Here is a 24,401-nt window from a genome sequence, read left to right on the forward strand (position 1 = left end):
GTCAGCGGGTGATGCCGCGGGCGGAATTCTCGATCGACTGACGGAACAGTTCGACCTCAGGGTGTTTCGCGGCCATTTCGGCCAGCTCCTTGAGCGCGTCTTCGACGGTCAGGCCCTGACGATAGACAATCTTGTAGCAACGGCGCAGCACGTGGATCACCTCGTCGCTGAAACCGCGGCGGCGCATGCCCTCGAAGTTCATGCTGCGGGCTTCGGCCGGGCTGCCGAACACGGTGACGAAGGCCGGGACGTCCTTGCCGATCGCCGTGCCCATGCCGGAAAACGCGTGGGCACCGATATGGCAGTACTGATGCACCAGGGTATAGCCGGACAGGATCGCCCAGTCCCCTACGTGCACGTGGCCGGCCAGGGCCGTGTTGTTGACCAGGATGCAGTGGTTGCCGATGACGCTGTCGTGGCCGATGTGGGCATAGGCCATGATCAGGTTGTGGTCGCCCACGGTGGTTTCCGCACGGTCCTGAACGGTGCCGCGGTGAATGGTCACCCCTTCGCGGAACACGTTGTGATCGCCGATCACCAGCCGCGTCGGTTCACCCTTGTACTTGAGGTCCGGGGTATCTTCGCCAATGGAGGAAAACTGAAAGATACGGTTGTGCTTGCCGATGCGGGTCGGCCCTTTGAGCACAACGTGCGGGCCGATAACGGTACCCTCCCCGATTTCCACATCGGGGCCAACGATCGACCAAGGGCCGACCTCGACACCATCGGCCAGCTTGGCCGACGGGTCGATAATGGCCCGAGGATCAATCGAATTCATAGGGAGCGTTCCGCGCATGTGATCTGTGCCGAGCAAACCGGTTTGCCGTCGACCAGGGCGCGGCATTCGAATTTCCAGATCATGCTCTTGCGGCTGAGGAACTTGGCTTCCAGCACCAACTGGTCACCCGGCAGCACCGGCTGACGGAAACGCAGCTTGTCGGAGCCGACGAAGTAGTACAGGGTGCCATCAGCGGGCTTGGCATCGAGCATCTTGAAACCGAGGATGCCGGCCGCCTGGGCCATGGCTTCAATGATCAAAACGCCCGGCATGATCGGGTGCGCCGGGAAATGGCCGTTGAAGAACGGCTCGTTGATGCTGACATTCTTGTAGGCACGAATGCTCTGGGCCTCGAAGTCCAGATCCGTCACCCGGTCCACCAGCAGGAACGGGTAACGGTGAGGCAGGTATTCGCGAATCTCGTTGATGTCCATCATTTCGGGGGGGAAGCCTGTAATAAGAATAGGGAGCGCAGGTGCTGACCTCACGCTCCTTTAGCAATCCAAAGAGGAGCCAGCTAGCGACTGTTCACTCTTGCTCAGGGAATGGTATCAGCCTTCTGATGTCGGCTGGCCACCTGAGGTCACGGTATCGACGCGTTTTTCCAGCTGCTGCAGACGCTTGGCCATGTCATCCAGCTGGCGGATACGCGCAGCGCTCTTGCGCCAGTCAGCCAAAGGCTGCATGGCAGTGCCGGAGGAATAGGAACCGGGTTCGGTGATCGAACGGGTTACCATTGTCATTCCGGATATAAATACGTTATCGCAAATATCAATGTGCCCAACCAGGCCCACGCCGCCAGCCAGCATGCAATGCTTGCCGATGCGCGTACTGCCGGAAATGCCCACGCAAGCGGCCATGGCCGTGTGGTCACCGATCTGCACGTTGTGGGCGATCTGGATCTGGTTGTCGAGCTTGACCCCGTTGCCGATCCGCGTGTCGGACAGCGCACCACGGTCGACGGCAGTGTTGACGCCGATTTCCACGTCATCACCAATGGTGACGCCGCCGATCTGGGCGATCTTGCGCCAGATACCTTTCTCATTGGCAAAGCCGAAGCCTTCGCCGCCGATCACGGCACCCGACTGGATGACCACGCGCTTGCCGATGATGACGTCGTGATACAGCGTCACCCGCGGCGCCAGCCAGCCGCCTTCGCCTACAACGCAACGCGCACCGATGAAGCAATGCGCGCCGATGCTGACATCAGCCTCGATGCGCGCACCGCTTTCGATCACCGCGAACGGCCCGATGCTGGCGCTGGCGTCCACCTGCGCGTCCTCAGCCACCACGGCGCTGGGATGGATTCCCGCCACAGCCTTGGGTTTGGGGTCGAACAGGTGGGAAATACGCGCATACGCCTGGTACGGGTCGGCCACGATCAGGGCATTGCCAGCGAAGCTTTCGGCATCCGCAGCCTTGAGCAATACCGCACCCGCCTGGCAGTTATCCAGGTACTTGCGGTACTGCGGGTTGGCGAGGAAGCTCAATTGACCGGGGCCTGCCTCCTGCAAGGTGGCCAGCCCGGTAATCTGCAACGCCTCGGGCCCCTTGAGGGTGGCACCGAGGGCCTCGGCCAGCTGGCCTAGCGTCATGGTCACACTCATATCAACGGGCTTGGTTCATGCGCTCGATGACCTGGCGGGTGATGTCGTACTGAGGTTTGACATCGATGACCGCACCACGCTCGAGGACCAGGTCGAAACCGCCCTTCTTGATCACTTCCTCGACAGCGCCATCCAGCTTCGGCTTCAGTTGCTTGAGCATGTCGCGGTCAGCAACGGCTTTGGCTTCGTTCAGTTCCTTGGACTGGAACTGGAAGTCACGGGCCTTTTGCTTGAACTCGAGCTCCAGGCGCTCACGCTCCTGCTGCTGCATCTTGTCGCCGCCCTTGATCAGGCGGTCCTGGATGCCCTTGGCGCTGCTTTCCAGGCTTTTCAGCTTGGTCAGTTGCGGGCCGAACTTCTTCTCGGCATCAACCGCGTACTTCTTGGCGGCATCCGATTCGAGCAGGGCCATCTGATAGTTCAGCACGGCAACCTTCATTTCGGCGAATGCCGGGGTGGCGACCAGCGCCGCGGCCACTACGGCCAGTTGAGCCAATTTACGCACGATGCACTCCTGGATAAACCGTTGTCATTAAGCAGGGGCCGACCTTAGAAGGTCTGGCCCAGAGAGAATTGGAACACCTGGGTATCAGCATCGTCCGGCTTCTTGACCGGCATTGCCAAGCTGAAGCTCAACGGGCCCAGTGCGGTAATCCAGGTCACACCCAGGCCGACCGAACTGGCCATGCCCGAGAAACCAACCTTTTCGCAATCAGGCTTGTTGCCGCAATTGGTGTCGAACACGTTACCCACGTCCCAGAACACGGAAGTGCGCAGCGAGCGCTGGTCCTTGACGAATGGCAGCGGGAACAGCAATTCGACGCCACCTTGAACCAGCACGTTGCCACCAAACGGCAACGGATCCTGGTCTGGGTCACGGATAGTACCCGGTTTACCGTTAGGATCGTCTGCCCCACGGCTCGGGGTGCTGCGCGGGCCCAGGCTGCTGTCCTTGAAGCCACGGACAGAGTTGAAGCCACCTGCGAAGTAGTTCTCGTAGAACGGCAGGCCCGACGTGCTGCCATAACCATCACCATAGCCCAGCTCGGTGTGCAGGCGCAGGGTGTAGTCGTTGCTGATCGGCTGGAACAGCTGGCCACGGTAGTCGAGCTTGAAGAACGACAGGTCGCTGCCCGGAATGGTGGATTCCAGGGTCAGGCTTTGCGAGTGACCACGGGTGGCCAGCACGCCTTTGTTCAGGGTGGACTCGGACCAGCCGATCGAGGCCTTGAAGTTCAGGAAGTTCTCGCCTTCCTGGTCAAGGAAATCGAAGATCTCGTCAACGGTGTACTTGCCGGTCTTGATCTTGTCCTGCTGCACGCTCAGGCCGTAGGTCAGGCGCGAGGTTTCGCTGATCGGGTAGCCGAGGCTCACGCCGGCACCCAAGCTGTCCACCGCGTAGCTGGCCACGTCAACGTCGAGGTCGTCGTAGTCGGTGCTGCGGTAGAAGGCGTTGTAGCCCAGGCTGACGCCATCGGCAGTGAAGTAGGGGTCCACGAAGCCGAAGTTGTAGCGGGTCTGGTATTCCGAACGGGTCAGACCGACGGACACCTTGTTACCAGTACCGAGGAAGTTGCTCTGGCTGATCGAACCACCGAGGATCAGGCCGGCGCTCTGGGCGAAACCGACGCTGGCGGTGATCGAGCCGGAAGCTTGCTCTTCGACGCTGTAGTTGACGTCGACCTGGTCGTCAGTGCCTGGCACCGGCGGGGTCTCGACGTTGACTTCCTTGAAGAAGCCCAGGCGCTCCAGACGGGTCTTGGACTGGTCGATCAGGTAGGTCGAAGCCCAGCCGCCTTCCATCTGGCGCATTTCGCGACGCAGCACTTCGTCTTCGGTCTTGGTGTTACCGCGGTAGTTGATGCGGTTGACGTAGGCACGCTTGCCCGGGTCGACCACAAACATGATGTCGACCGTGTGGTCCTGGTCGTTTGGCTGTGGCACGCCGTTGACGTTGGCGAAGGTATAGCCTTCGTTGCCCAGACGACGGGTGATCAGCTCGGAGGTGGTGGTCATCACCTTGCGCGAGAACACCTGGCCCGGCTGCACCAGCAGCAGCGACTTGACCTGGTCTTCCGGCACTTTCAGGTCACCGGACAGCTTCACGTCGCGAACGGTGTACTTTTCGCCTTCGTTGATGTTGACGGTGATGTAGACGTGTTTCTTGTCCGGCGTGATGGACACCTGGGTGGAGGCGATGTCCATGTTGATGTAGCCGCGGTCCAGGTAGTAGGAACGCAGGCGCTCCAGGTCACCGGACAGTTTTTCGCGGGCGTACTTGTCGTCGTTCTTGAAGAACGACAGCCAGTTGGTGGTCTTCAGCTCGAACAGCTGGCCCAGGGTGTCATCATCGAACACGTTGTTGCCAACGATGTTGATGTGCTGGATGGCAGCGACGGTGCCTTCGTTGATCTTGATCTTCAAGGCCACACGGTTGCGCGGCTGCGGCACCACTTCGGCGTCGACCTCGGCCGAATAGCGGCCCTGGGCCACGTACTGGCGCTGCAGCTCGTTACGCACACCTTCAAGGGTGGCACGCTGGAAGATCTCGCCTTCGGCCAGGCCCGATTGTTTCAGGCCCTTCATCAGGTCTTCGGTGCTGATCGCCTTGTTGCCTTCGATCTCGATGCTCGACACCGACGGGCGCTCGACCACGTTGATGATCAGCACATTGCCATCGCGGTTCAGCTGGATGTCCTGGAAGAACCCGGTCTTGAACAGCGAACGGGTCGAGTCCACCAGGCGGCGGTCATCGGCCTGATCGCCGACGTTCAGCGGCAAGGCACCGAAGACACTGCCGGCGGAAACCCGCTGCAGGCCGTTGACGCGAATATCGGAGATGGTGAAGGACTCGGCGTGAACTTCAGCGATCATCAGTGCGGACATGACCGCAGTTAGCAGCAGACGTTTCATGAAGTCCTTTTATTCCAACTGGCAATAAACAACCTGCCGCGACAACGCGGCAGGTTCGCAATTGAGCGAAGCTTTATAGTCGACCCAGATCGTTGATCAGGGCGAGCAACATCACCCCTATGACCAAACTGATACCGATCTGGACCCCCCAACCTTGCACCCGATCTGACAGCGGACGACCGCGCGCCAACTCGACCAGGTAAAACAGCAAATGCCCCCCATCCAGTACCGGGATGGGCAGCAAGTTAAGAACCCCCAGGCTTATGCTCAGGTAGGCCAGGAAATTCAGGAAATCCCCCACGCCGGACTGGGCTGAAGCGCCCGCCACTTTAGCAATGGTTATCGGTCCACTCAAGTTTTTTACCGAGAGCTCCCCGAACAGCATTTTCTTCAGCGATTCAAGGGTCAGCACGCTCATGTTCCAGGTGCGGGACAAGCCCTCACCCAACGCCTCGAGCGGGCCGTAGCTGATTTCACGGAGCATGCTGGCAGGCCATTCGCCACCTTTCACTCCAGCGCCAAGGTAGCCACCGGCAGCCTTGCCCTCACCCTTGCGTGCCAGGGTCACCGGCACATCAAGGGCAGCGCCGTCGCGCTCCACACGCACGACCACATTGGCATCCGGGCGGGCACGCACGCTGTCGACCACCTGCTGCCATTCCGTCACCGGCACACCATCGACGCTCAGCAGCTTGTCGCCTGTCTTGAGGCCCGCAGCGGCAGCCGGCCCCTTCGGATCAATCTCGGCCAGCACCGGCACCATCGCCGGGCGCCAAGGGTGCAGCCCCAGGGACTGGATGGGGTCCGGCTCGTCAGCGCCCTTGAGCCAGCTGTCCAGCTTGACCTGCAGCTGGCGCTCGGCCGTGGCGCCTTCGTCGCGCACGCCAACCTGCAACGTTCCGCTCTCGCCCAGGCGACGCACCAGCTGCAAGTTCACCGCCGACCAACCGTTGGTCGGCTTGCCGTCGATGGAAACGATTTCCTGACCTGCGGTCAGCCCGGCCGATGCTGCCAGGCTGCCAGCGTCTACCGTACCGATCACGGGGCGGACCTGCTGGGTACCCAGCATCGCCAGCACCCAGAAGAACAGGATGGCCAGCAGGAAGTTGGCAATCGGGCCCGCCGCGACAATCGCGATGCGCTGGCCCACGGACTTGCGGTTGAACGACTGATCGGCCAGCGCTGGCGGTACATCGCCCTCGCGCTCGTCGAGCATCTTCACGTAGCCACCCAGCGGGATCGCTGCGACTACAAACTCGGTGCCGTGGCGGTCATGCCAGCGCAGCAGCGGCGTGCCGAAGCCCACCGAGAAGCGCAGCACCTTGACGCCGCAGCGGCGTGCCACCCAGAAGTGGCCGAATTCGTGGAAGGTGACCAGCACACCCAAAGCCACAAGGGTGCCGATAATCATGTAGAGCGCTGTCATGTCCATCTCCGAATGATGTTCAGCGGGCCGGCATCATGCCAACCCCCTCACGAACCTGGGCGGGCTTGCATCAGCGACCGTGACGCCTCAGCCACTCACGGGAAAGCTCCCGGGCACGCTGGTCGGCGGCGAACACCGCGTCCAGCGACGGCAGCGGCACGACGGGCTCCTGATCGAGCACCTGTTCGATCATACCCGCGATCTCCGGGAAGCGGATACGCCGCTCAAGAAATGCCTCGACCGCCACTTCGTTGGCCGCATTGAGTACGGCGGGTGCGCTGTTGCCGGCCTCGGCAGCCTGCCGCGCCAGGCGCAGGCAAGGGAAGCGCTGTTCGTCGGGCGCCTGGAAATCCAGACGGGCGATGGCAAACAGGTCCAGCGGAGCCACCCCGGAATCGATGCGCTCAGGCCACGCCAGGGCATTGGCGATCGGCGTGCGCATGTCCGGGTTACCCAACTGCGCCAGTACCGAGCCGTCCACGTAGTCGACCAGGGAGTGAATGACACTTTGTGGGTGCACCACCACCTCGACCTTGGCCGGCGCGGCATCGAACAACCAGCAAGCCTCGATCAGCTCGAGCCCCTTGTTCATCATGCTGGCCGAATCCACGGAAATCTTGCGCCCCATCGACCAGTTGGGGTGTGCACAGGCTTGCTCCGGCGTCACGTCCAGCAACGCCTCGACCGGCGTCTCACGGAACGGGCCACCGGAAGCCGTAAGCAGTATCCGGCGTACGCCGACCGCACTCAGGCCGCGAGCGTAGTCGCCGGGCATGCACTGGAAGATCGCGTTGTGCTCGCTGTCGATCGGCAACAGCACGGCGCCGCTGCGCCGCACTGCCTCGATGAACAGCGCGCCGGACATCACCAGGGCTTCCTTGTTGGCCAGCAACACCTTCTTGCCCGCCTCGACGGCCGCCAAGGTAGGGCGCAGGCCGGCGGCGCCGACAATCGCGGCCATCACCGCATCCACTTCGGTCGCCGACGCCACCTGGCAAAGCCCGGCCTCGCCTTCCAGCACCTCGGTGGCGCAGCCGGCCGCTGCCAGGTTCTCGCGCAGTCGCACGGCCGCCTCGGCGCTCGGCACTACCGCGAACGCCGGGCGATGGCGCACACACAGGGCCAGCAACTCGTCGATTCGCGAATACCCGCTGAGGGCGAACACCTGATAGCGATCAGGGTGGCGCGCAATCACATCCAGCGTGCTCAGGCCGATGGAGCCGGTGGCCCCGAGTACGGTAATACGTTGCGGGCGACTCACATCACACCCCATTCGGCAGCCCACAACAGCACGGCGAAAATCGGGATCGCCGCGGTAAGGCTGTCAATGCGGTCGAGCACGCCGCCATGGCCGGGCAGCAGGTTGCTGCTGTCCTTGATGCCGGAACGGCGCTTGAACATGCTCTCTGTGAGGTCACCGACCACCGAGGACATGACCAGCAGCGCGGCACCCAGCAGGCCTAGCAGGATCTGGCCGAAACCCCAGTCGCGGCTGATGCCGACTGCCAAGGTAATGACCAGGCTGACCGCCAGGCCGCCATACACGCCTTCCCAGCTCTTGCCCGGGCTGACCTGCGGGGCCAGCTTGCGCTTGCCGAACGCCCTGCCGGAGAAGTAGGCGCCAATATCGGCGGCCCACACCAGCACCATGACCGACAGGATCAGCCAGTTGCCCAGCGGCCAGTGCTTGAGCAGCACCAGCCCCTGCCAGGCCGGCAGCAATACCAGCAGGCCGATCAGCAACCGGCAGGCCGCACTGGCCCACAGCTCGCTGCTGCGCGGGTAGGTAAGCACCAGCCAGGTGGCCAGCCCCCACCAGATCACCGCGGCACCCAGCACCCAGGGCGCCAGCTCCGGAAGGATGTACAGCAACATCAGCGCACCGGCGACCACCGCGGCATAGGCGATGCGCAGCGGCTGGGTCATCAACCCGGCCAGGCGCGCCCACTCCCAGGCGCCAAGGGTTACCACGAAGCCGATGAACAGGGCGAAATCCCCGCCGTTGAGCAGGAAGAAGCCACCCAGCGCGATCGGCAGCAGGATCAGCGCAGTAATGATGCGTTGTTTAAGCATTAAGCACGAGCTCCAGCCTCGACCTGCTCGCTGGTCTTACCAAAGCGGCGCTGGCGCGAAGCGAAATCGGCCAGGGCGTTGCGCATGGCCTCGTGTTTGAAGTCCGGCCAGTACAGGTCGGAGAAGTACAGCTCGGCGTAAGCCAGCTGCCACAACAGGAAATTGCTGATGCGGTGCTCGCCACCGGTGCGAATGCACAGGTCCGGCAGCGGTAGCTCGCCGGTTGCCAGGCAGGTCTGCAGCAGGCCCGGGGTGATGTCTTCCGGGCGCAGGTGCCCGGCTTGCACTTCCCGCGCCAGCCGCTGCGCGGCCTGGGCGATGTCCCACTGGCCACCGTAGTTGGCTGCGATCTGCAGGATGAAGCGGTTGTTGCCTGCGGTCAGCGCCTCGGCCTCGCGCATGGCAGCCTGCAGCTCTGGGTGGAAACGCGAACGGTCACCGATGATGCGCAGGCTGATGTTGTTCTCGTTGAGGCGCTTGGCCTCGCGGCGCAGCGCCTTGAAGAACAGGTCCATGAGAGCACTGACTTCGTCCGCCGGTCGCTGCCAGTTCTCACTGGAGAACGCAAAAAGCGTGAGCACCTCGACCTTCGCGTCGGCGCACACTTCGATCACGGCGCGCACCGCATCGACACCCGCTTTATGCCCGGCAACCCCGGGCATGAAGCGCTTCTTCGCCCAGCGATTATTCCCATCCATGATGATTGCCACGTGACGCGGCACCACGGAGGGCACAGTCTGCTTGGTCTTTTCCATGAAGGCGTCCTGACCCTTAGATGGCCATCAGGTCCTTTTCTTTTGCTTCGGTAGCCTTGGCGATCTGCGCCTCGACATCCTTGATCAGCTTGTCGATGTCAGCACTGGCACGACGCTCTTCGTCTTCACTGATTTCCTTGTCCTTGGACAGCTTCTTCAGGTCACCCAGGGCGTCGCGACGAATGTTGCGCACGGCAACGCGCGCATCTTCGGCCGCGGCGCGAGCCTGCTTGGTGAAGCCCTTGCGGGTTTCTTCGGTCAGCGGGGGCATATTGACCAGCAGCAACTCGCCCAGGTTGGTCGGATTGAGGTTCAAGCCGGCGCTGCCGATGGCCTTGTCGATGGCGCCCAGCATGTTGCGCTCGAAGGGCACGACCTGCAGGGTCTGATTGTCCTTGACGGTCACGTTGGCTACGCTGGTCAGCGGGGTGTCGGAGCCATAATAAGGCACCATCACGCTGCCCAGGACGCTCGGATGCGCCTTGCCGGTGCGGATCTGGCCAAATGCGTGGACCAGCGACTCCAGCGACTTTTGCATGCGTGCCTGGGCGTCTTTCTTGATTTCGTTGATCATTTTTGAACTTCCTCGATCAGGGTTCCTTCCGCGCCGCCGTGCACGATGTTCAGCAGGGCGCCGGGCTTGTTCATATTGAAGACGCGCAGCGGCATCTTGTGGTCGCGGCAAAGACAGATTGCCGTCAGATCCATCACACCCAGCTTGCGATCCAGCACTTCATCGTAGGTCAGATGATCGAACTTCTCGGCATGCGGGTCCTTGAATGGATCAGCAGTGTATACACCATCGACCTTGGTTGCCTTCAATACCACGTCGGCATCGATTTCGATGGCGCGCAGGCAGGCAGCAGAGTCGGTGGTGAAGAACGGGTTGCCGGTACCGGCAGCGAAGATTACGACTTCTTTGGCGTTCAGGTGGCGCATGGCCTTGCGACGATCATAGTGATCAGTCACACCAACCATGGAAATAGCCGACATGACAATGGCGGTAATGTTTGCCCGCTCCAGCGCGTCGCGCATGGCCAGGGCGTTCATTACGGTCGCCAGCATGCCCATGTGGTCGCCGGTGACGCGGTCCATGCCGGCTGCACTGAGCGCCGCGCCACGGAACAGGTTGCCACCGCCGATCACCAGACCTACCTGAACACCGATGCCGACCAGTTGGCCAACTTCCAGCGCCATGCGATCCAGGACTTTTGGGTCGATCCCGAACTCTTCCGAGCCCATCAGGGCCTCGCCGCTAAGTTTGAGTAGAATGCGTTTATAGCGAGCCTGATGACCACTGCCCTGCTGAGCCATTGCGAATCTCTCCTGCGGCGTTTGTAAAAAATTCTGGCGGGCTGCTTGAGCCTGCATGTAACTCTAACGTGACGCAGCGACTGCGTCAGCGAGCAACGGTCTCGTAAACCGCTCCCGCTTTGACAAAGAGGCTGCGCGCGTGAGCGGGCAGCCTCTTTGGGGCGACAGACGGGGCTGTCTTACTGCTTGGCAGCAGCCAGCTGGGCAGCAACTTCTTCAGCGAAGTTGTCGACCGGCTTCTCGATGCCTTCGCCTACTTTGAAGTAGGTGAACGAAACGATTTCAGCACCGGCCTTCTTGGCCAGCTCGCCGACTTTGACTTCCGGGTTCATGACGAAGGCTTGCTCTTTCAGCGAGGCTTCGGCCTTGAACTTGGTGATACGACCGTTGATCATGTTCTCAACGATGTTTTCCGGCTTGCCAGCGATCTTGTCGGCGTTCAGCTGCAGGAAGACATTCTTCTCGCGCTCGATGGCATCAGCGGAGATTTCCGACGAATCCAGGAACTCTGGGTTCGAAGCTGCAACGTGCATGGCGATGTTCTTGGCCAGCTCGACGTCGCCGCCTTTCAGGACAACAACGGCACCGATCTTGTTGCCGTGCAGGTAAGCACCAACAACGTCACCCTCAACGCGCACCAGGCGGCGGATGTTGACGTTTTCGCCGCACTTGGCGACCAGAGCTTCACGGGCTGCTTCGCGCGAAGCGATCAGCGGTGCAGCGTCGGTCAGCTTCTGGGCGAAGGCTTCTTCGAGGCTTTCGGACACGAAGTTCTTGAAGTCGTCTTGCAGGGCCAGGAAGTCGGTCTGCGAGTTGACTTCCAGCAGAACGGCGGCTTTGCCGTCGGTCTTGACGGCGATAGCGCCTTCAGCAGCGACGTTGCCAGCCTTTTTAGCGGCCTTGATGGCGCCGGAGGCACGCATGTCGTCAATGGCTTTTTCGATGTCGCCGCCGGCCTTTTCCAGGGCCTTTTTGCAATCCATCATGCCTTCGCCAGTACGCTCGCGCAGTTCTTTGACCAGCGCTGCAGTAATTGCTGCCATTTCAAAATCCTCTTGGAAAGTTTTTCAACCATTCCACCCGCTCGTCACGGGCGTTCAATTCTGCGAATCCGCTGTTGTTATCTCAGCCAACCCATAATGCGGGGCCCTTGCTGACAGCAGGATTTCAAGGTGGCAAAAAGGGGGCAAAGCCCCCTTTTTGCGTGCCAAGTAGACGCTAGCGCCTATTACTCAGCAGCAGGTGCAGCCGCTTCTTCAACATAGACTTCGGTGCCGCCAGCAACGTTGTTGCGGCCGCGGATGATGGCGTCGGCCATCGAAGTCATGTACAGCTCGATGGCGCGGATGGCGTCGTCGTTGCCTGGGATGATGTAGTCAACACCTTCCGGGCTGCTGTTGGTATCGACAACGCCGATAACCGGGATGCCCAGCTTGTTAGCTTCGGTGATAGCAATGCGCTCGTGGTCAACGTCGATCACGAACAGGGCATCAGGCAGACCGCCCATGTCCTTGATACCACCCAGGCTGCGGTCCAGCTTTTCCAGATCGCGCGAACGCATCAGGGCTTCTTTCTTGGTCAGCTTGGCGAAGGTGCCATCTTCGGCCTGGGTTTCCAGGTCGCGCAGACGCTTGATCGAAGCACGGATGGTTTTGTAGTTGGTCAGCATGCCGCCCAACCAGCGGTGGTCAACGTATGGCGAACCGGCACGAGCAGCTTGCTCGGCGACGATCTTGCCGGCGGAACGCTTGGTGCCGACGAACATGATCTTGTTCTTGCCCTGAGCCAGACGCTCTACGAAAGCCAGAGCTTCGTTGAACATTGGCAGGGTTTTTTCCAGGTTGATGATGTGGATCTTGTTACGCGCGCCGAAAATGTACTTGCCCATTTTCGGGTTCCAGTAACGGGTCTGGTGGCCGAAGTGCACACCGGCCTTCAGCATATCGCGCATGTTGACTTGGGACATGATAGTTCCTTGATAAGTCGGGTTGGGCCTCCACGCGTCCCAATGACCAACCCGCAAATTCGAGAATCCGGGGCACCCAGGTCATCGTGTCGACACGTGTGTGGGTTTAAGCTCACGGGGTCGTCCCCGAAAGCGGCGCATGTTATACCACAGACCGCGAACGAACGAAACCCGAATGAGGTCGCGTCCGTCAGCGGTTTTTGCAGCGCCCCGCCAAACAGGCCAGAATGCCTCCTGTAGACAGCAGCATGGCCGCCTTTATCCCGACAGAATGCCGCCCTGCTCTGCTAGAATCCGGCCTTTCCCGTTTGTTCGCGCCGCGTGCGGCGCCGTAGAGAGCCTGTAATGACCGTCAACATCAAGACCGCAGAAGACATCGAGAAGATGCGCATCGCCGGCCGCCTGGCCGCTGACGTGCTGGAAATGATCGAAGAACACGTCAAGCCCGGTGTTACCACCGAAGCGCTCGACCGCCTGTGCCACGACTATATCGTCAACGTCCAGCAGGCCATCCCGGCGCCCCTCAACTACAAGGGCTACCCGAAGTCGATCTGCACCTCGATCAACCATGTGGTCTGCCACGGCATCCCCAACGACAAGCCGCTCAAGGATGGTGACACGCTGAACATCGACGTCACCGTGATCAAGGACGGCTACCACGGCGATACCAGCCGCATGTTCCACGTCGGTACCGTGCCGGTATGGGCCGAGCGCCTGTCCAAGGTTACCCAGGAGTGCATGTACAAGGCCATCGAGCTGGTGAAGCCGGGCTGCCGCCTGGGCGATATCGGCGAAGTGATCCAGAAGCACGCGGAAAAGAACGGCTTCTCGGTGGTGCGCGAGTTCTGCGGCCACGGCATCGGCAAGGTGTTCCACGAAGAGCCGCAGATCCTGCACTACGGCCGCGCCGGCACCGGTATGGAACTGAAAGAAGGCATGACCTTCACCATCGAACCGATGATCAACCAGGGCAAGGCCGACACCAAGGTGCTGGGCGACGGCTGGACCGCCATCACCAAGGACCGCAAGCTCTCGGCCCAGTGGGAACACACCCTGGTGGTGACTGCGACCGGCTACGAGATCTTCACCCTGCGCAAGGACGACACCATCCCGCGCACCTCGGCCTGACCGCACCCAGACAGGCCACCCGACGACAGGAACGTGACGCGATGCCCCAGGTGGACCCCGAGCTGTTCGATCGCGGCCAGTTCCAGGCGGAACTGGCCCTCAAGGCGAGCCCCATCGCCGCCTTCAAGAAAGCCATCCGCCAGGCCGGCGAGGTGCTCGACAAACGTTTCCGCAGCGGCGGCGAAATCCGCCCGCTGATCGAAGCCCGCGCCTGGCTCGTCGACAATATCCTGCAACAGGCCTGGAACCAGTTCGACTGGGGCGACCACAGCGGTATCGCCCTGGTCGCAGTGGGTGGCTACGGGCGTGGTGAGCTGCACCCGCATTCAGACATCGACCTGCTCATTTTACTGGGCGCCGCCGAGCACGAGCAGTACCGCAACGCCATTGAGCGTTTTCTCACCCTGCTGTGGGACATCGGCCTGGAAGTGGGCCAGAGCGTGCGTACCGTCGACGAGTGCGCCGAACAGGCCCGCGCCGACCTGACGGTGATCACCAACCTGATGGAAAGCCGCACCATTGCCGGGCCCGAAGCCCTGCGCCAGCGCATGCTGGAGGTGACCAGCACGGCGCACATGTGGCCGAGCAAGGACTTCTTCCTGGCCAAGCGCGCCGAACTCAAGGCCCGTCACCACAAGTACAACGACACCGAGTACAACCTCGAGCCCAACGTCAAGGGCTCGCCCGGTGGCCTGCGCGACATCCAGACGGTGCTCTGGGTGGCCCGCCGTCAGTACGGTACCCTGAACCTGCACGCACTGGCGGGCGAAGGCTTCTTGCTGGAAAGCGAGAACGAACTGCTGGCTTCGTCCCAGGATTTTCTGTGGAAAGTGCGCTACGCCCTGCACATGCTGGCCGGTCGCGCCGAGGACCGCCTGCTGTTCGACCACCAGCGCAGCCTCGCCGCACTGCTGGGCTACAGCGACGAGAACCCCAAGCGGGCAATCGAGCAGTTCATGCAGCAGTACTACCGGGTGGTAATGAGCATCAGCCAGTTGTGCGACCTGATCATCCAGCACTTCGAAGAGGTTATCCTCGCCGACGAAGAAAGTGGCAGCACCCAGCCGCTGAATGCGCGCTTCCGGCTGCATGACGGCTACCTGGAGGCCGCCAACCCGAACGTGTTCAAGCGCACACCGTTCGCCATGCTGGAAATCTTCGTGCTGATGGCCCAGCACCCCGAAATCAAGGGCGTGCGTGCCGATACGGTGCGCCTGCTGCGTGAGCATCGCCACCTGATCGACGACACCTTCCGCACCGATATCCGCAACACCAGCCTGTTCATCGAGCTGTTCAAGTGCGAAATCGGCATCCACCGCAACCTGCGCCGGATGAACCGCTACGGCATCCTTGGCCGCTACCTGCCGGAATTCGGCCTGATCGTCGGGCAGATGCAGCACGACCTGTTCCACATCTATACGGTCGATGCGCACACGCTCAACCTCATCAAGCACCTGCGCAAACTGCAGTACACGCCGGTGTCCGAGAAGTTCCCGCTGGCCAGCAAGCTCATGGGGCGCCTGCCCAAGCCCGAGCTGATCTACCTGGCCGGCCTGTACCATGACATCGGCAAGGGCCGCCAGGGCGACCACTCGGAAATCGGTGCGGTGGATGCGAAGAAATTCTGCGAACGCCACCAGTTGCCGGCCTGGGACAGTCGCCTGATCGTCTGGCTGGTGCAGAACCACCTGGTGATGTCGACCACCGCCCAGCGCAAGGACTTGTCCGACCCGCAGGTGATCAACGACTTTGCCCTGCACGTGGGCGACGAGACGCGCCTGGACTACCTGTACGTGCTGACCGTGGCCGACATCAATGCCACCAACCCCAGCCTGTGGAACTCGTGGCGGGCCAGCCTGCTGCGCCAGCTTTACAGCGAGACCAAGCGCGCCCTGCGCCGTGGCCTGGAAAACCCGCTGGACCGCGAAGAGCAGATTCGCCAGACCCAGTCTGCAGCCCTGGACATCCTTGTACGCGAGGGCACCGACCCGGACGACGTCGAGCAGCTGTGGTCGCAGTTGGGCGATGACTATTTTCTCAAGCACAATGCCGCCGACGTGGCCTGGCACACGGATGCGATCCTGCAGCAGCCTGCCGATGGCGGGCCGCTGGTACTGATCAAGGAAACCACCCAGCGCGAGTTCGAGGGCGGCACGCAGATCTTCATCTACGCCCCCGACCAGCACGATTTCTTCGCCGTGACGGTGGCGGCCATGTCGCAGCTGAACCTGAACATCCACGATGCGCGCATCATCACGTCCAGCAGCCAGTTCACCCTCGACACCTACATCGTGCTGGACAACGACGGCGGCTCTATCGGCGACAACCCGCAGCGGGTCAAGCAGATTCGCGACGGCCTGACCGAAGCGCTGCGCAACCCCGAGGACTACCCGACCATCATCCAGCGCCGGGTGCCGCGCCAGCTCAAGCACTTCAACTTCCCGCCGCAGGTGACCATCCTCAACGATGCCCAGCGGCCGGTGACCATCCTCGAAATCACCGCACCCGACCGCCCAGGCCTGCTGGCCCGGCTGGGACGGATCTTCCTGGAGTTCGACCTGTCGCTGCAGAACGCCAAGATCGCCACCCTCGGCGAACGGGTGGAAGACGTGTTCTTCATCACCGATGCCGACAACCAGCCGCTGTCCGACCCGCAGCTGTGCAGCCGCCTGCAGGAGGCCATCGTCCAGCAGTTGCAGGCCGGCCAGGCCAGCGATGCCAGCCCTACCCGCGTGACCTTTTAACGACTAGACGATTGACGAGACCTTGCGCCGATGAACCATGCCTTGACCCAGCTTCAGCCCTACCCGTTCGAGAAACTCCGTGCCCTGCTGGGCAGCGTGAAGCCTGCGGCAGACAAACGCGCCATCGCCCTGTCAATCGGTGAGCCGAAGCACGAATCCCCGGCGTTCGTAGCCCAGGCCATGGCCGACAACCTCGACAAACTGGCGGTATACCCCAGCACCCTCGGCCTGCCGGCCCTGCGCCAGGCCATCGGCCAGTGGTGCGAACGTCGCTTTGCCGTGCCAGCCGGCTGGCTGGATGCCGACCGTCACATCCTGCCGGTCAATGGCACCCGTGAAGCGCTGTTCGCCTTCACCCAGGCGGTGGTCAACCGGGCCGATGACGGCCTGGTGATCAGCCCCAACCCGTTCTACCAGATCTACGAAGGCGCAGCGCTGCTGGCCGGGGCTACCCCGCACTACCTGCCGTGCCTTGAAGACAATGGTTTCAACCCTGACTTCGACGCCGTGCCGGCCGAGGTCTGGAAGCGCTGCCAGATCCTGTTCCTGTGCTCGCCGGGCAACCCTACCGGTGCACTGGTGCCGATGGACACCCTGAAGAAGCTGATCGCCCTGGCCGACGAGCACGACTTCGTGATCGCCGCCGACGAGTGCTACAGCGAGCTGTACTTCGACGAAGACGCCCCGCCACCGGGCCTGCTGACCGCCTGCGCCGAGCTCGGCCGCAGTGACTTCAAGCGCTGCGTGGTGTTCCACAGCCTGTCCAAGCGCTCCAACCTGCCGGGCCTGCGCTCGGGCTTCGTGGCGGGTGATGCCGAGATCATCAAGCCGTTCCTGCTGTACCGCACCTACCACGGCTGCGCCATGCCGGTACAAACCCAGTTGGCCAGCATCGCCGCCTGGCAAGACGAGGCGCATGTGCGCGCGAACCGCGACCAGTACCGCGCCAAGTACGATGCCGTGCTGGACATCCTGCAGCCGGTGCTGGACGTACAGCGCCCGGATGGCAGCTTTTACCTGTGGGCCAAGGTGCCGGGTGGCGATGCCGAGTTTACCCGCGACCTGTTCGAGGCCCAGCATGTGACCGTGGTGCCGGGGTCGTACCTGTCGCGTGAAGTGGATGGCGTGAACCCGGGCGCGGGGCGCGTGCGCATGGCGCTGGTTGCACCGTTGGCCGAATGCATCGAGGCGGCGGAGCGAATCCGCACCTTCCTGCAAAACCGCTGATTCAGCAATGCTTTAATTCTGTGCAGAACCTGTGGGAGCGGGTTCACCCGCGAACACCGGCGCAGCCGGTGCCATACACCGTGTCGCCTGATTCGCGAGTGAACTCGCTCCCACAGGGCCGCAAAGCGGCCCCTGCGGCTACCTGACCTGCCCCAGGTTCGCCTCGCTCATATCCAGTTCCCCCAGCACCTGCCGCACCACTTCATCACCTACTTCGTGCTGGCGATGCAGGTTATACAGCTCCAGCCGCTGCGCCCTCAGCGCACGCAAGCGCAAGCGCCGCTCCAGCAAGTCCATCTGTTCGGCCAGGGCCTTGGCCTCGGCACTGTCGTTGTAGCTGTCCAGCTCATCCCGGTACTCAGCCATCAAGCGCGCCTTCAGCTCGGTCGCCAAGGTCGCCTGCGCAGCATCCTGCGGGGCATTGGCGTCGATCACGTCTTCTGCTTCCAGGGCATGAATCGCCGCCTCGGCCGTGCGCCGCCAGGCTTCCTGCACTTCCTGGTGCAAACGCTCGTCCGGGCTCTTGGTCACCCCGCGCAGCAATATCGGCAGGGCGATGCAGGCGCTGATCAACGACAGCAGGATCACCCCGGCGGCAATGAAGATCAGCAAGTCACGTTCAGGGAAGGCGTTGCCCGCGCCCATCAGCAACGGCACCGACATCACACCCGCCAGGGTCACTGCACCACGCACACCGCCCAGGGTCAGCAGCCAGCAGGAGCGCGCCGTAGGCATCAGCACCAGCGCCGGTTTGCCGCGCCAGCGGCGCACCACGCCGATCGAGCGCCAGATGCTCTGCACCCAGATGAACCGCAGCAGGATCAGCGCAGCAAAGATCGCCACCACGTCCAGGCAACGGTAGGCCAGGGTCGGCCACACGGTGGCTTCGTGGCTGACCACTGCCTTGATGATGTCCGGCAATTGCAGGCCCAAAAGCAGGAAGATCAGGCCATTGAAGGCGAACTCCAGCAGCGACCAGACGCTGCGGTTGAGCAGCCGGGTGCTGGTCTGCCGCGGCAGCAGGTCGAGCCAGCTTTGCATCATGCCGGCCGCCACCGCCGACAGGATGCCCGACACGCCCAGGCGCTCGGCCAGCACGTAGGCGGCGAACGGCAGCAGCAACATGAACACCACGTGGGTGGCCGGGTCGTCCCAGCCACGGGCGATCATCCAGGCGCGCAGGCGGCCCACCAGCCAGCTCAGGCCCACACCCACCGCCAGGCCGCCAAGCGCCACCAGGACGAAACTGAAGCTTGCATCGGTCAGCGAGAACACCCCGGTGATCGCCGCCGCCAGGGCAAACTTGAAGGTCACCAGGCCCGATGCGTCGTTCATCAGGGCCTCCCCCTGCAGCATGTGCATCAGCGGGGTGGGCAGGCGGTCCTGGGCGATGGCCGAAACCGCCACGGCGTCAGTCGGCGACAGCACCGCCGCCAGGGCAAAGGCCACTGGCAGCGGGATGCTCGGCAGCAGCCAGTGAATGAAGTAGCCGGCCCCGACCACGGTGAACAGCACCAGACCAACGGCCAGCGCCACCACGGGCCCGCGGATGCGCCACAACTCACGCTTGGGGATGCGCCAGCCGTCGGCAAACAGCAGCGGCGGCAAGAACAGGAACAGGAACAATTCGGGGTCCAGGGCCACATGCAGGCCCAGTGTCGGCAGCGCCAGCAAGGCACCGGCAGCGATCTGCACCAGCGGCAGGGGCAGCGGAATCATGCGGCCGACCAGCTTCGACAGGCTGACCAGCGTCAGCAGGATGAGGACGGTGTAGGCGGACTGCATCCGGGAAAGCTTCCTTTGTGAACCAGAAACGATAGCAAGGCGAAACATCGCCATTGGAACAATATGTTAGCGGCGACCGGCGGTCCGGGGCCGCTGCACGATAGTCGCAGGTGACGGAAGAATATGTAACATGATGATACTTCAGTAGGTTGGAGATCGAGCGCCGCCCGCGCGGCGCATCGCGAGCTGCGCTCGCTCCTACGTTTGTTTCTGGCCAATCAATCCTGTGGTGTTTTCGCGCGAACGCTTTGGCGCATGTCTCGATATAGCGCCGGACAACCAAGGCGGTCGCGCGCGCCTGCCATAGACGTTACTGGCCCTAAACAAACGTAGGAGCGAGCGCAGCTCGCGATGCGCCGCGCGGGCGGCGCTCGATCTCCGACACACTGCAAGGCTCAAGGCAAGCACACCCGTGGCGCTCACTGTTTCGTTCCCGCATAATCCTGCGACTGACATCGGAAAACGGAGAGATTGGGGCAACTTGTAACCCCAATGTACACAATGACCTACACGCTCTACGGCATCAAAGCCTGTGACACCATGAAAAAGGCGCGTACCTGGCTCGAAGACAAAGCCATCGCCTACGAATTCCACGATTACAAAACCCAAGGCATCGACCGCGACAGCCTGAACCGCTGGTGCGACGAACACGGCTGGGAAGTCATCCTCAACCGTGCCGGCACCACCTTCCGCAAGCTGGACGACGCCAGCAAGGCAGACCTCGACCAGGCCAAGGCCGTCGAGCTGATGCTGGCCCAGCCGTCGATGATCAAACGCCCGGTGCTGGACCTTGGCGCGCGTACCCTGGTCGGCTTCAAGCCCGACCTCTACGCCGCTGCCCTGGCCTGAGCCCCCACCCTATTTCGCACGAGGTAATCACATGTCCAATACCCTGTTCAGCCTGGCCTTCGGTGTCGGCTCCCAGAACCGCCAGGGCGCCTGGCTGGAAGTGTTCTACGCACAACCGCTGCTCAACCCGAGCGCCGAGCTGGTTGCCGCTGTAGCCCCTGTTCTCGGTTACGAAGGTGGCAACCAAGCCATCGCCTTCAGCAATGGCCAGGCCTTGAAACTGGCCGAAGCCTTGAAAGGCGTGGATGCCGCCCAGGCTGCCCTGCTGACCCGTCTGGCCGAAAGCCACAAGCCGCTGGTCGCCACCCTGCTGGCCGAAGACGCAGCCCTGACCTCCACCCCAGAGGCCTACCTCAAGCTGCACCTGCTGTCGCACCGCCTGGTCAAGCCACACGGCCTGAGCCTGGCTGGCATCTTCCCGCTGCTGCCAAACGTAGCCTGGACCAACCAGGGCGCCGTCGACCTGGCCGAACTGGCCGAGCTGCAACTGGAAGCGCGCCTGAAGGGCGAGCTGCTGGAAGTGTTCTCGGTGGACAAGTTCCCGAAAATGACCGACTACGTGGTCCCGGCCGGCGTGCGCATCGCCGATACCGCCCGTGTGCGCCTGGGCGCCTACATCGGCGAAGGCACCACCATCATGCACGAAGGCTTCGTCAACTTTAACGCTGGCACCGAAGGCCCGGGCATGATCGAAGGCCGTGTGTCCGCCGGCGTGTTCGTTGGCAAAGGTTCCGACCTGGGCGGCGGTTGCTCGACCATGGGCACCCTGTCCGGTGGCGGCAACATCGTCATCAAGGTCGGCGAAGGCTGCCTGATCGGCGCCAACGCCGGTATCGGCATCCCACTGGGCGACCGCAACACCGTTGAAGCCGGCCTGTACATCACCGCTGGCACCAAAGTGAACCTGCTGGACGAAAACAACGAGCTGGTCAAAGTGGTCAAGGCCCGCGACCTGGCCGGCCAGACCGACCTGCTGTTCCGCCGCAACTCGCTGAACGGCGCGGTAGAGTGCAAGACCCACAAGTCGGCCATCGAGCTGAACGAGGCGTTGCACGCCCACAACTGAGAATCCTTCAGCCCCTGTAGGAGCGAGCTTGCTCGCGAACAGCGCATTCTCAGCGTTTGAAATGTTAAGATCGGGTCTGGCACCACGCCAGACCCGATTTTCATTCCAGGCCCCGTGAACATGTTCCAGCCCTCCCCCTGGCGTGCCGACTTCCCCGCCATCGCCGCCCTGCAACGGCAGCACCAGACCTACCTGGACAGCGCCGCCACCACCCAGAAGCCGCAAGCCCTGATCGATGCCTTGAGCCATTACTACGGCCATGGCGCGGCCAATGTGCACCGTGCCCAGCATTTGCCCGGCGCGCTTGCGACCCAGGCCTTCGAAACCAGCCGCGACAAGGTCGCTGCCTGGCTGAATGCCGCGGACTCACGGCAGATCGTGTTCACCCACGGTGCCACCTCGGCGCTGAACCTGCTGGCCTATGGCCTGGAGCACCGCTTCGAAGCCGGTGACGAAATTGCCATCAGCGCGCTGGAGCACCATGCCAACCTGCTGCCCTGGCAGCAGCTGGCACGCCGGCGCAACCTGCGCCTGGTGATACTGCCGCTGGATGCCCATGGCCGCATCGACCTGAACCAGGCACTGCAACTGATAGGCCCACGCACCCGGGTGCTCGCCATCAGCCAGCTGTCCAACGTACTGGGTACCTGGCAGCCGCTGCCGGCCCTGCTTTCCCATGCCCGCGCCCAAGGCGCGCTGACCGTGGTCGACGGTGCCCAGGGCGTGGTGCATGGTCGCCACGATGTGCAGCAACTGGGCTGCGACTTCTATGTATTCTCCAGCCACAAGCTGTACGGCCCGGATGGGGTTGGCGTGCTGTACGGCCACACGCGGGCGCTGGAGCTGCTGCGCCATTGGCAGTTCGGTGGCGAGATGGTGCAACTGGCCGAGTACCAGAGCGCCAGCTTCCGCCCGGCACCGCTGGGGTTCGAGGCAGGTACGCCGCCCATCGCCGGGGTGATCGGCCTGGGCGCAACCCTGGATTACCTGGCCAGCCTCGACGCCCAGGCTGTCGAAGCCCACGAAACCAGCCTGCACCAGCACCTACTGCGTGGCCTGGCCGACCGTGAGGGCGTGCGGGTATTGGGGGCGCCACAGACGGCGCTGGCCAGCTTCGTCATCGAGGGCGTGCACAACGCCGATATCGCCCACTTGCTGACCGAGCAAGGGATAGCCGTGCGTGCCGGGCACCACTGCGCCATACCGCTCTTGCAAGGGTTGGGGCTGGAAGGCGCAATCCGCGTATCGTTGGGCTTGTACAACGACAGCGATGACTTGCAGCGCTTCTTCGCTGCGCTTGATCAGGGCCTGGAGTTGTTGCGATGAGTCTGCCGAAACAAGCACGTGAGGCGCTGGAAGCGTTTGAACAGGGCAAGGGCTGGGAACAGCGCGCGCGACTGCTGATGCAATGGGGCGACCGCCTGGAGCCGCTGACCGAGGCTGACAAGACCGAAGCCAACCGGGTGCATGGCTGCGAAAGCCTGGTGTGGCTGGTGGCCGAGCAGGCCGAGGACTTGTGGCAGTTCAAGGCCAGCAGCGATGCACGCCTGTTGCGTGGGCTGCTGGCGTTGTTGCTGGTGCGGGTGCAGGGTTTGACCCGTGAAGAGCTGGCCGGGCTTGATCTGCGCGAGTGGTTCACCCAACTGGGGCTAGAGCGCCAGCTATCGCCGTCGCGTAGCAATGGGCTGCATGCAGTGTTGCAGCGGATGGCGGAGTTGGCGTCCACCCGTTGAAACGGTGCTGGCTTCTTCGCGGGCTTGCCCGCTCCCACAGGGACTGCATCTCTCTCAAGAAAGATGAGACCCCTGTGGGAGCGGGCGAGCCCGCGAAGAGGCCCACGCAAGTTATTCTGGCTTGAGCCGTTCCGAGGGCCGCCGCGCACCGGCTACCAGTTTCTCAACTGCTTTGCTAGCTGCCACCATGCCAAAGGTCGCGGTCACCATCATCACCGCGCCAAAGCCACCCGAGCAGTCCAGCCTTACACCCTCACCCACGAAGCTTTTCTGCAGGCAAACGCTGCCATCGCCCTTGGGGTAACGCAGCTGTTCGCTGGAGAACACGCACGGCACGCCATAGTTGCGGCTGACATTGCGCGAAAAGTTGTAATCGCGGCGCAGGGTGGAACGCACCCGCGAGGCCAGCGGGTCGTTGAAGGTCTTGTTCAGGTCGGCGATCTGGATCTGTGTCGGGTCGATCTGCCCACCAGCGCCCCCCGTGGTCACGATGGCGATCTTGCGCCGCCGGCACCAGGCAATCAACGCCGCCTTGGCCATGACGCTGTCGATGCAGTCGATCACACAGTCCAGCTGCTCGTGGATGTGTTCGGCCATGGTTTCACGGGTGACGAAGTCGGCCACCGCATGCACCGTGCATGCCGGGTTGATCGCCCGCAGGCGCTCGGCCATGACCTCCACCTTGGGCCGCCCCACCTGCCCTTCCAGGGCATGGGCCTGGCGGTTGGTGTTGCTGACGCAGACGTCGTCCAGATCAAACAGGGAAATTTCACCCACGCCGCTGCGGGCCAGCGCTTCGGCCACCCACGAGCCAACCCCGCCAATACCGACCACGCCCACATGGGCCTGGCCCAGGCGTTGCAGCCCCTGGTCGCCATACAGCCGGGCAACGCCGGCGAAGCGTGGATCTTCTGTGCTCATGTTCATACCCCAAAAAACCGGCGCGCATTATATGCCAGCGGGCCCATGGCCTGCATCGTTAGGAAAGAGGCTACCAACCCTGCTTTAATGTCCTATCACTCCGACACAAATGGACG

22 protein-coding genes are annotated in these 24,401 nt (G+C 62.6%); 7 read left to right on the forward strand and 15 right to left on the reverse strand.

The window, feature by feature from the left end; genetic code table 11:
- Position 1: 1 nt before the first annotated feature.
- The 13 genes from lpxA to rpsB all read right to left on the reverse strand — a co-directional run bounded on the left by lpxA (position 2) and on the right by rpsB (position 12,832).
- Positions 2-778: an acyl-ACP--UDP-N-acetylglucosamine O-acyltransferase gene (gene lpxA / locus ABOC32_RS26235; RefSeq protein WP_086974736.1), complete on the reverse strand. Its 777-nt coding sequence runs from the start codon at positions 776-778 to the stop codon at positions 2-4.
- Positions 775-1,215, reverse strand: coding sequence for a 3-hydroxyacyl-ACP dehydratase FabZ (gene fabZ / locus ABOC32_RS26240; protein WP_008094893.1), 441 nt, complete (start codon positions 1,213-1,215; stop codon positions 775-777). Before fabZ ends, lpxA begins: the two co-directional genes overlap by 4 nt.
- Before the next feature lie 114 nt (positions 1,216-1,329).
- A complete protein-coding gene (gene lpxD, locus ABOC32_RS26245) occupies positions 1,330-2,385 on the reverse strand; it encodes a UDP-3-O-(3-hydroxymyristoyl)glucosamine N-acyltransferase (RefSeq protein ID WP_426809423.1) in 1,056 nt (351 codons plus the stop codon).
- Position 2,386: 1 nt separating this feature from the next.
- On the reverse strand, positions 2,387-2,890 hold the full coding sequence (locus ABOC32_RS26250) for an OmpH family outer membrane protein (protein WP_012270843.1): 504 nt from the start codon (positions 2,888-2,890) through the stop codon (positions 2,387-2,389).
- A 44-nt stretch (positions 2,891-2,934) separates the two neighbouring features.
- Complete coding sequence (bamA, locus tag ABOC32_RS26255; RefSeq protein WP_426809424.1) at positions 2,935-5,298, reverse strand: outer membrane protein assembly factor BamA; 2,364 nt, start codon at positions 5,296-5,298, stop codon at positions 2,935-2,937.
- Between the two features lie 73 nt (positions 5,299-5,371).
- On the reverse strand, positions 5,372-6,724 hold the full coding sequence (gene rseP, locus ABOC32_RS26260) for an RIP metalloprotease RseP (RefSeq protein WP_426809425.1): 1,353 nt from the start codon (positions 6,722-6,724) through the stop codon (positions 5,372-5,374).
- Positions 6,725-6,794: 70 nt separating this feature from the next.
- A complete protein-coding gene (ispC, locus tag ABOC32_RS26265) occupies positions 6,795-7,985 on the reverse strand; it encodes a 1-deoxy-D-xylulose-5-phosphate reductoisomerase (RefSeq protein ID WP_426809426.1) in 1,191 nt (396 codons plus the stop codon).
- Positions 7,982-8,797 carry a phosphatidate cytidylyltransferase gene (locus ABOC32_RS26270; protein WP_234227309.1) on the reverse strand — a complete coding sequence of 272 codons (816 nt, stop codon included), beginning with the start codon at positions 8,795-8,797 and terminating at the stop codon, positions 7,982-7,984. The genes ispC and ABOC32_RS26270 overlap by 4 nt, the downstream gene beginning before the upstream one ends.
- Positions 8,797-9,552, reverse strand: coding sequence for a polyprenyl diphosphate synthase (gene uppS, locus ABOC32_RS26275; protein WP_019472222.1), 756 nt, complete (start codon positions 9,550-9,552; stop codon positions 8,797-8,799). The genes ABOC32_RS26270 and uppS overlap by 1 nt, the downstream gene beginning before the upstream one ends.
- 16 nt (positions 9,553-9,568) lie before the next feature.
- Positions 9,569-10,126: a ribosome recycling factor gene (gene frr, locus ABOC32_RS26280; protein ID WP_426809427.1), complete on the reverse strand. Its 558-nt coding sequence runs from the start codon at positions 10,124-10,126 to the stop codon at positions 9,569-9,571.
- Positions 10,123-10,866, reverse strand: a complete 744-nt coding sequence (gene pyrH / locus ABOC32_RS26285; RefSeq protein WP_009686950.1) for a UMP kinase — start codon at positions 10,864-10,866, stop codon at positions 10,123-10,125. The genes frr and pyrH overlap by 4 nt, the downstream gene beginning before the upstream one ends.
- A 179-nt stretch (positions 10,867-11,045) precedes the next feature.
- The gene (gene tsf / locus ABOC32_RS26290) at positions 11,046-11,909 is read right to left on the reverse strand and encodes a translation elongation factor Ts (protein ID WP_426809428.1); all 864 of its coding nucleotides are present in this window, start codon (positions 11,907-11,909) and stop codon (positions 11,046-11,048) included.
- 185 nt (positions 11,910-12,094) lie between these two features.
- Positions 12,095-12,832, reverse strand: coding sequence for a 30S ribosomal protein S2 (gene rpsB / locus ABOC32_RS26295; protein WP_016501167.1), 738 nt, complete (start codon positions 12,830-12,832; stop codon positions 12,095-12,097).
- A gap of 345 nt (positions 12,833-13,177) precedes the next feature.
- On the opposite strand from rpsB, the gene map reads away from it, so the two are divergent.
- Genes map through dapC form a run of 3 tightly spaced genes read left to right on the forward strand, consistent with a single transcriptional unit; the run spans position 13,178 to position 17,931 of the window.
- Entirely contained in the window at positions 13,178-13,960 is a 783-nt protein-coding gene (gene map, locus ABOC32_RS26300) for a type I methionyl aminopeptidase (protein WP_086978690.1), read from the forward strand.
- A 41-nt stretch (positions 13,961-14,001) separates the two neighbouring features.
- Positions 14,002-16,704 (forward strand): [protein-PII] uridylyltransferase, encoded by a 2,703-nt coding sequence (locus ABOC32_RS26305; RefSeq protein ID WP_426809429.1) that lies wholly within the window; start codon positions 14,002-14,004, stop codon positions 16,702-16,704.
- Between the two features lie 30 nt (positions 16,705-16,734).
- Positions 16,735-17,931 carry a succinyldiaminopimelate transaminase gene (gene dapC / locus ABOC32_RS26310; protein WP_426809430.1) on the forward strand — a complete coding sequence of 399 codons (1,197 nt, stop codon included), beginning with the start codon at positions 16,735-16,737 and terminating at the stop codon, positions 17,929-17,931.
- Positions 17,932-18,069: 138 nt separating this feature from the next.
- On the opposite strand, the gene ABOC32_RS26315 is transcribed toward dapC, so the two are convergent.
- Complete coding sequence (locus ABOC32_RS26315; protein ID WP_426809431.1) at positions 18,070-19,716, reverse strand: Na+/H+ antiporter; 1,647 nt, start codon at positions 19,714-19,716, stop codon at positions 18,070-18,072.
- A 501-nt stretch (positions 19,717-20,217) separates the two neighbouring features.
- On the opposite strand from ABOC32_RS26315, the gene ABOC32_RS26320 reads away from it, so the two are divergent.
- From ABOC32_RS26320 to ABOC32_RS26335, 4 genes are all read left to right on the forward strand, one after another.
- Positions 20,218-20,565, forward strand: coding sequence for an ArsC family reductase (locus tag ABOC32_RS26320; protein ID WP_003252272.1), 348 nt, complete (start codon positions 20,218-20,220; stop codon positions 20,563-20,565).
- Between the two features lie 31 nt (positions 20,566-20,596).
- On the forward strand, positions 20,597-21,631 hold the full coding sequence (gene dapD / locus ABOC32_RS26325; RefSeq protein WP_016485200.1) for a 2,3,4,5-tetrahydropyridine-2,6-dicarboxylate N-succinyltransferase: 1,035 nt from the start codon (positions 20,597-20,599) through the stop codon (positions 21,629-21,631).
- 120 nt (positions 21,632-21,751) lie between these two features.
- Positions 21,752-22,957 (forward strand): cysteine desulfurase, encoded by a 1,206-nt coding sequence (locus tag ABOC32_RS26330; RefSeq protein ID WP_426809432.1) that lies wholly within the window; start codon positions 21,752-21,754, stop codon positions 22,955-22,957.
- Complete coding sequence (locus ABOC32_RS26335) at positions 22,954-23,364, forward strand: SufE family protein (protein WP_426809433.1); 411 nt, start codon at positions 22,954-22,956, stop codon at positions 23,362-23,364. Before ABOC32_RS26330 ends, ABOC32_RS26335 begins: the two co-directional genes overlap by 4 nt.
- Positions 23,365-23,475: 111 nt before the next feature.
- Here ABOC32_RS26335 and tcdA read toward each other — a convergent pair whose 3' ends face one another.
- The gene (tcdA, locus tag ABOC32_RS26340; protein ID WP_264362018.1) at positions 23,476-24,285 is read right to left on the reverse strand and encodes a tRNA cyclic N6-threonylcarbamoyladenosine(37) synthase TcdA; all 810 of its coding nucleotides are present in this window, start codon (positions 24,283-24,285) and stop codon (positions 23,476-23,478) included.
- Positions 24,286-24,401 lie beyond the last annotated feature (116 nt).

It is taken from the genome of Pseudomonas sp. WOUb67 (genome assembly GCF_050058005.1).
GTDB classification, from domain to species: domain Bacteria; phylum Pseudomonadota; class Gammaproteobacteria; order Pseudomonadales; family Pseudomonadaceae; genus Aquipseudomonas; species Aquipseudomonas putida_R.

What these genes read in the sequence shown, in the direction of transcription:
- map (WP_086978690.1), top strand. Translation starts at nt 13,178, where the DNA reads ATGACCGTCAACATCAAGACCGCAGAAGACATCGAGAAGATGCGCATC.
- ABOC32_RS26305 (WP_426809429.1), top strand. Translation starts at nt 14,002, where the DNA reads ATGCCCCAGGTGGACCCCGAGCTGTTCGATCGCGGCCAGTTCCAGGCG.
- tcdA (WP_264362018.1), bottom strand. Translation starts at nt 24,285, where the DNA reads ATGAGCACAGAAGATCCACGCTTCGCCGGCGTTGCCCGGCTGTATGGC.
- ABOC32_RS26320 (WP_003252272.1), top strand. Translation starts at nt 20,218, where the DNA reads ATGACCTACACGCTCTACGGCATCAAAGCCTGTGACACCATGAAAAAG.
- ABOC32_RS26270 (WP_234227309.1), bottom strand. Translation starts at nt 8,797, where the DNA reads ATGCTTAAACAACGCATCATTACTGCGCTGATCCTGCTGCCGATCGCG.
- dapC (WP_426809430.1), top strand. Translation starts at nt 16,735, where the DNA reads ATGAACCATGCCTTGACCCAGCTTCAGCCCTACCCGTTCGAGAAACTC.
- bamA (WP_426809424.1), bottom strand. Translation starts at nt 5,298, where the DNA reads ATGAAACGTCTGCTGCTAACTGCGGTCATGTCCGCACTGATGATCGCT.
- tsf (WP_426809428.1), bottom strand. Translation starts at nt 11,909, where the DNA reads ATGGCAGCAATTACTGCAGCGCTGGTCAAAGAACTGCGCGAGCGTACT.
- fabZ (WP_008094893.1), bottom strand. Translation starts at nt 1,215, where the DNA reads ATGATGGACATCAACGAGATTCGCGAATACCTGCCTCACCGTTACCCG.
- uppS (WP_019472222.1), bottom strand. Translation starts at nt 9,552, where the DNA reads ATGGAAAAGACCAAGCAGACTGTGCCCTCCGTGGTGCCGCGTCACGTG.
- lpxA (WP_086974736.1), bottom strand. Translation starts at nt 778, where the DNA reads ATGAATTCGATTGATCCTCGGGCCATTATCGACCCGTCGGCCAAGCTG.
- pyrH (WP_009686950.1), bottom strand. Translation starts at nt 10,866, where the DNA reads ATGGCTCAGCAGGGCAGTGGTCATCAGGCTCGCTATAAACGCATTCTA.
- lpxD (WP_426809423.1), bottom strand. Translation starts at nt 2,385, where the DNA reads ATGAGTGTGACCATGACGCTAGGCCAGCTGGCCGAGGCCCTCGGTGCC.
- ABOC32_RS26335 (WP_426809433.1), top strand. Translation starts at nt 22,954, where the DNA reads ATGAGTCTGCCGAAACAAGCACGTGAGGCGCTGGAAGCGTTTGAACAG.
- frr (WP_426809427.1), bottom strand. Translation starts at nt 10,126, where the DNA reads ATGATCAACGAAATCAAGAAAGACGCCCAGGCACGCATGCAAAAGTCG.
- ABOC32_RS26315 (WP_426809431.1), bottom strand. Translation starts at nt 19,716, where the DNA reads ATGCAGTCCGCCTACACCGTCCTCATCCTGCTGACGCTGGTCAGCCTG.
- ABOC32_RS26330 (WP_426809432.1), top strand. Translation starts at nt 21,752, where the DNA reads ATGTTCCAGCCCTCCCCCTGGCGTGCCGACTTCCCCGCCATCGCCGCC.
- dapD (WP_016485200.1), top strand. Translation starts at nt 20,597, where the DNA reads ATGTCCAATACCCTGTTCAGCCTGGCCTTCGGTGTCGGCTCCCAGAAC.
- rpsB (WP_016501167.1), bottom strand. Translation starts at nt 12,832, where the DNA reads ATGTCCCAAGTCAACATGCGCGATATGCTGAAGGCCGGTGTGCACTTC.
- rseP (WP_426809425.1), bottom strand. Translation starts at nt 6,724, where the DNA reads ATGACAGCGCTCTACATGATTATCGGCACCCTTGTGGCTTTGGGTGTG.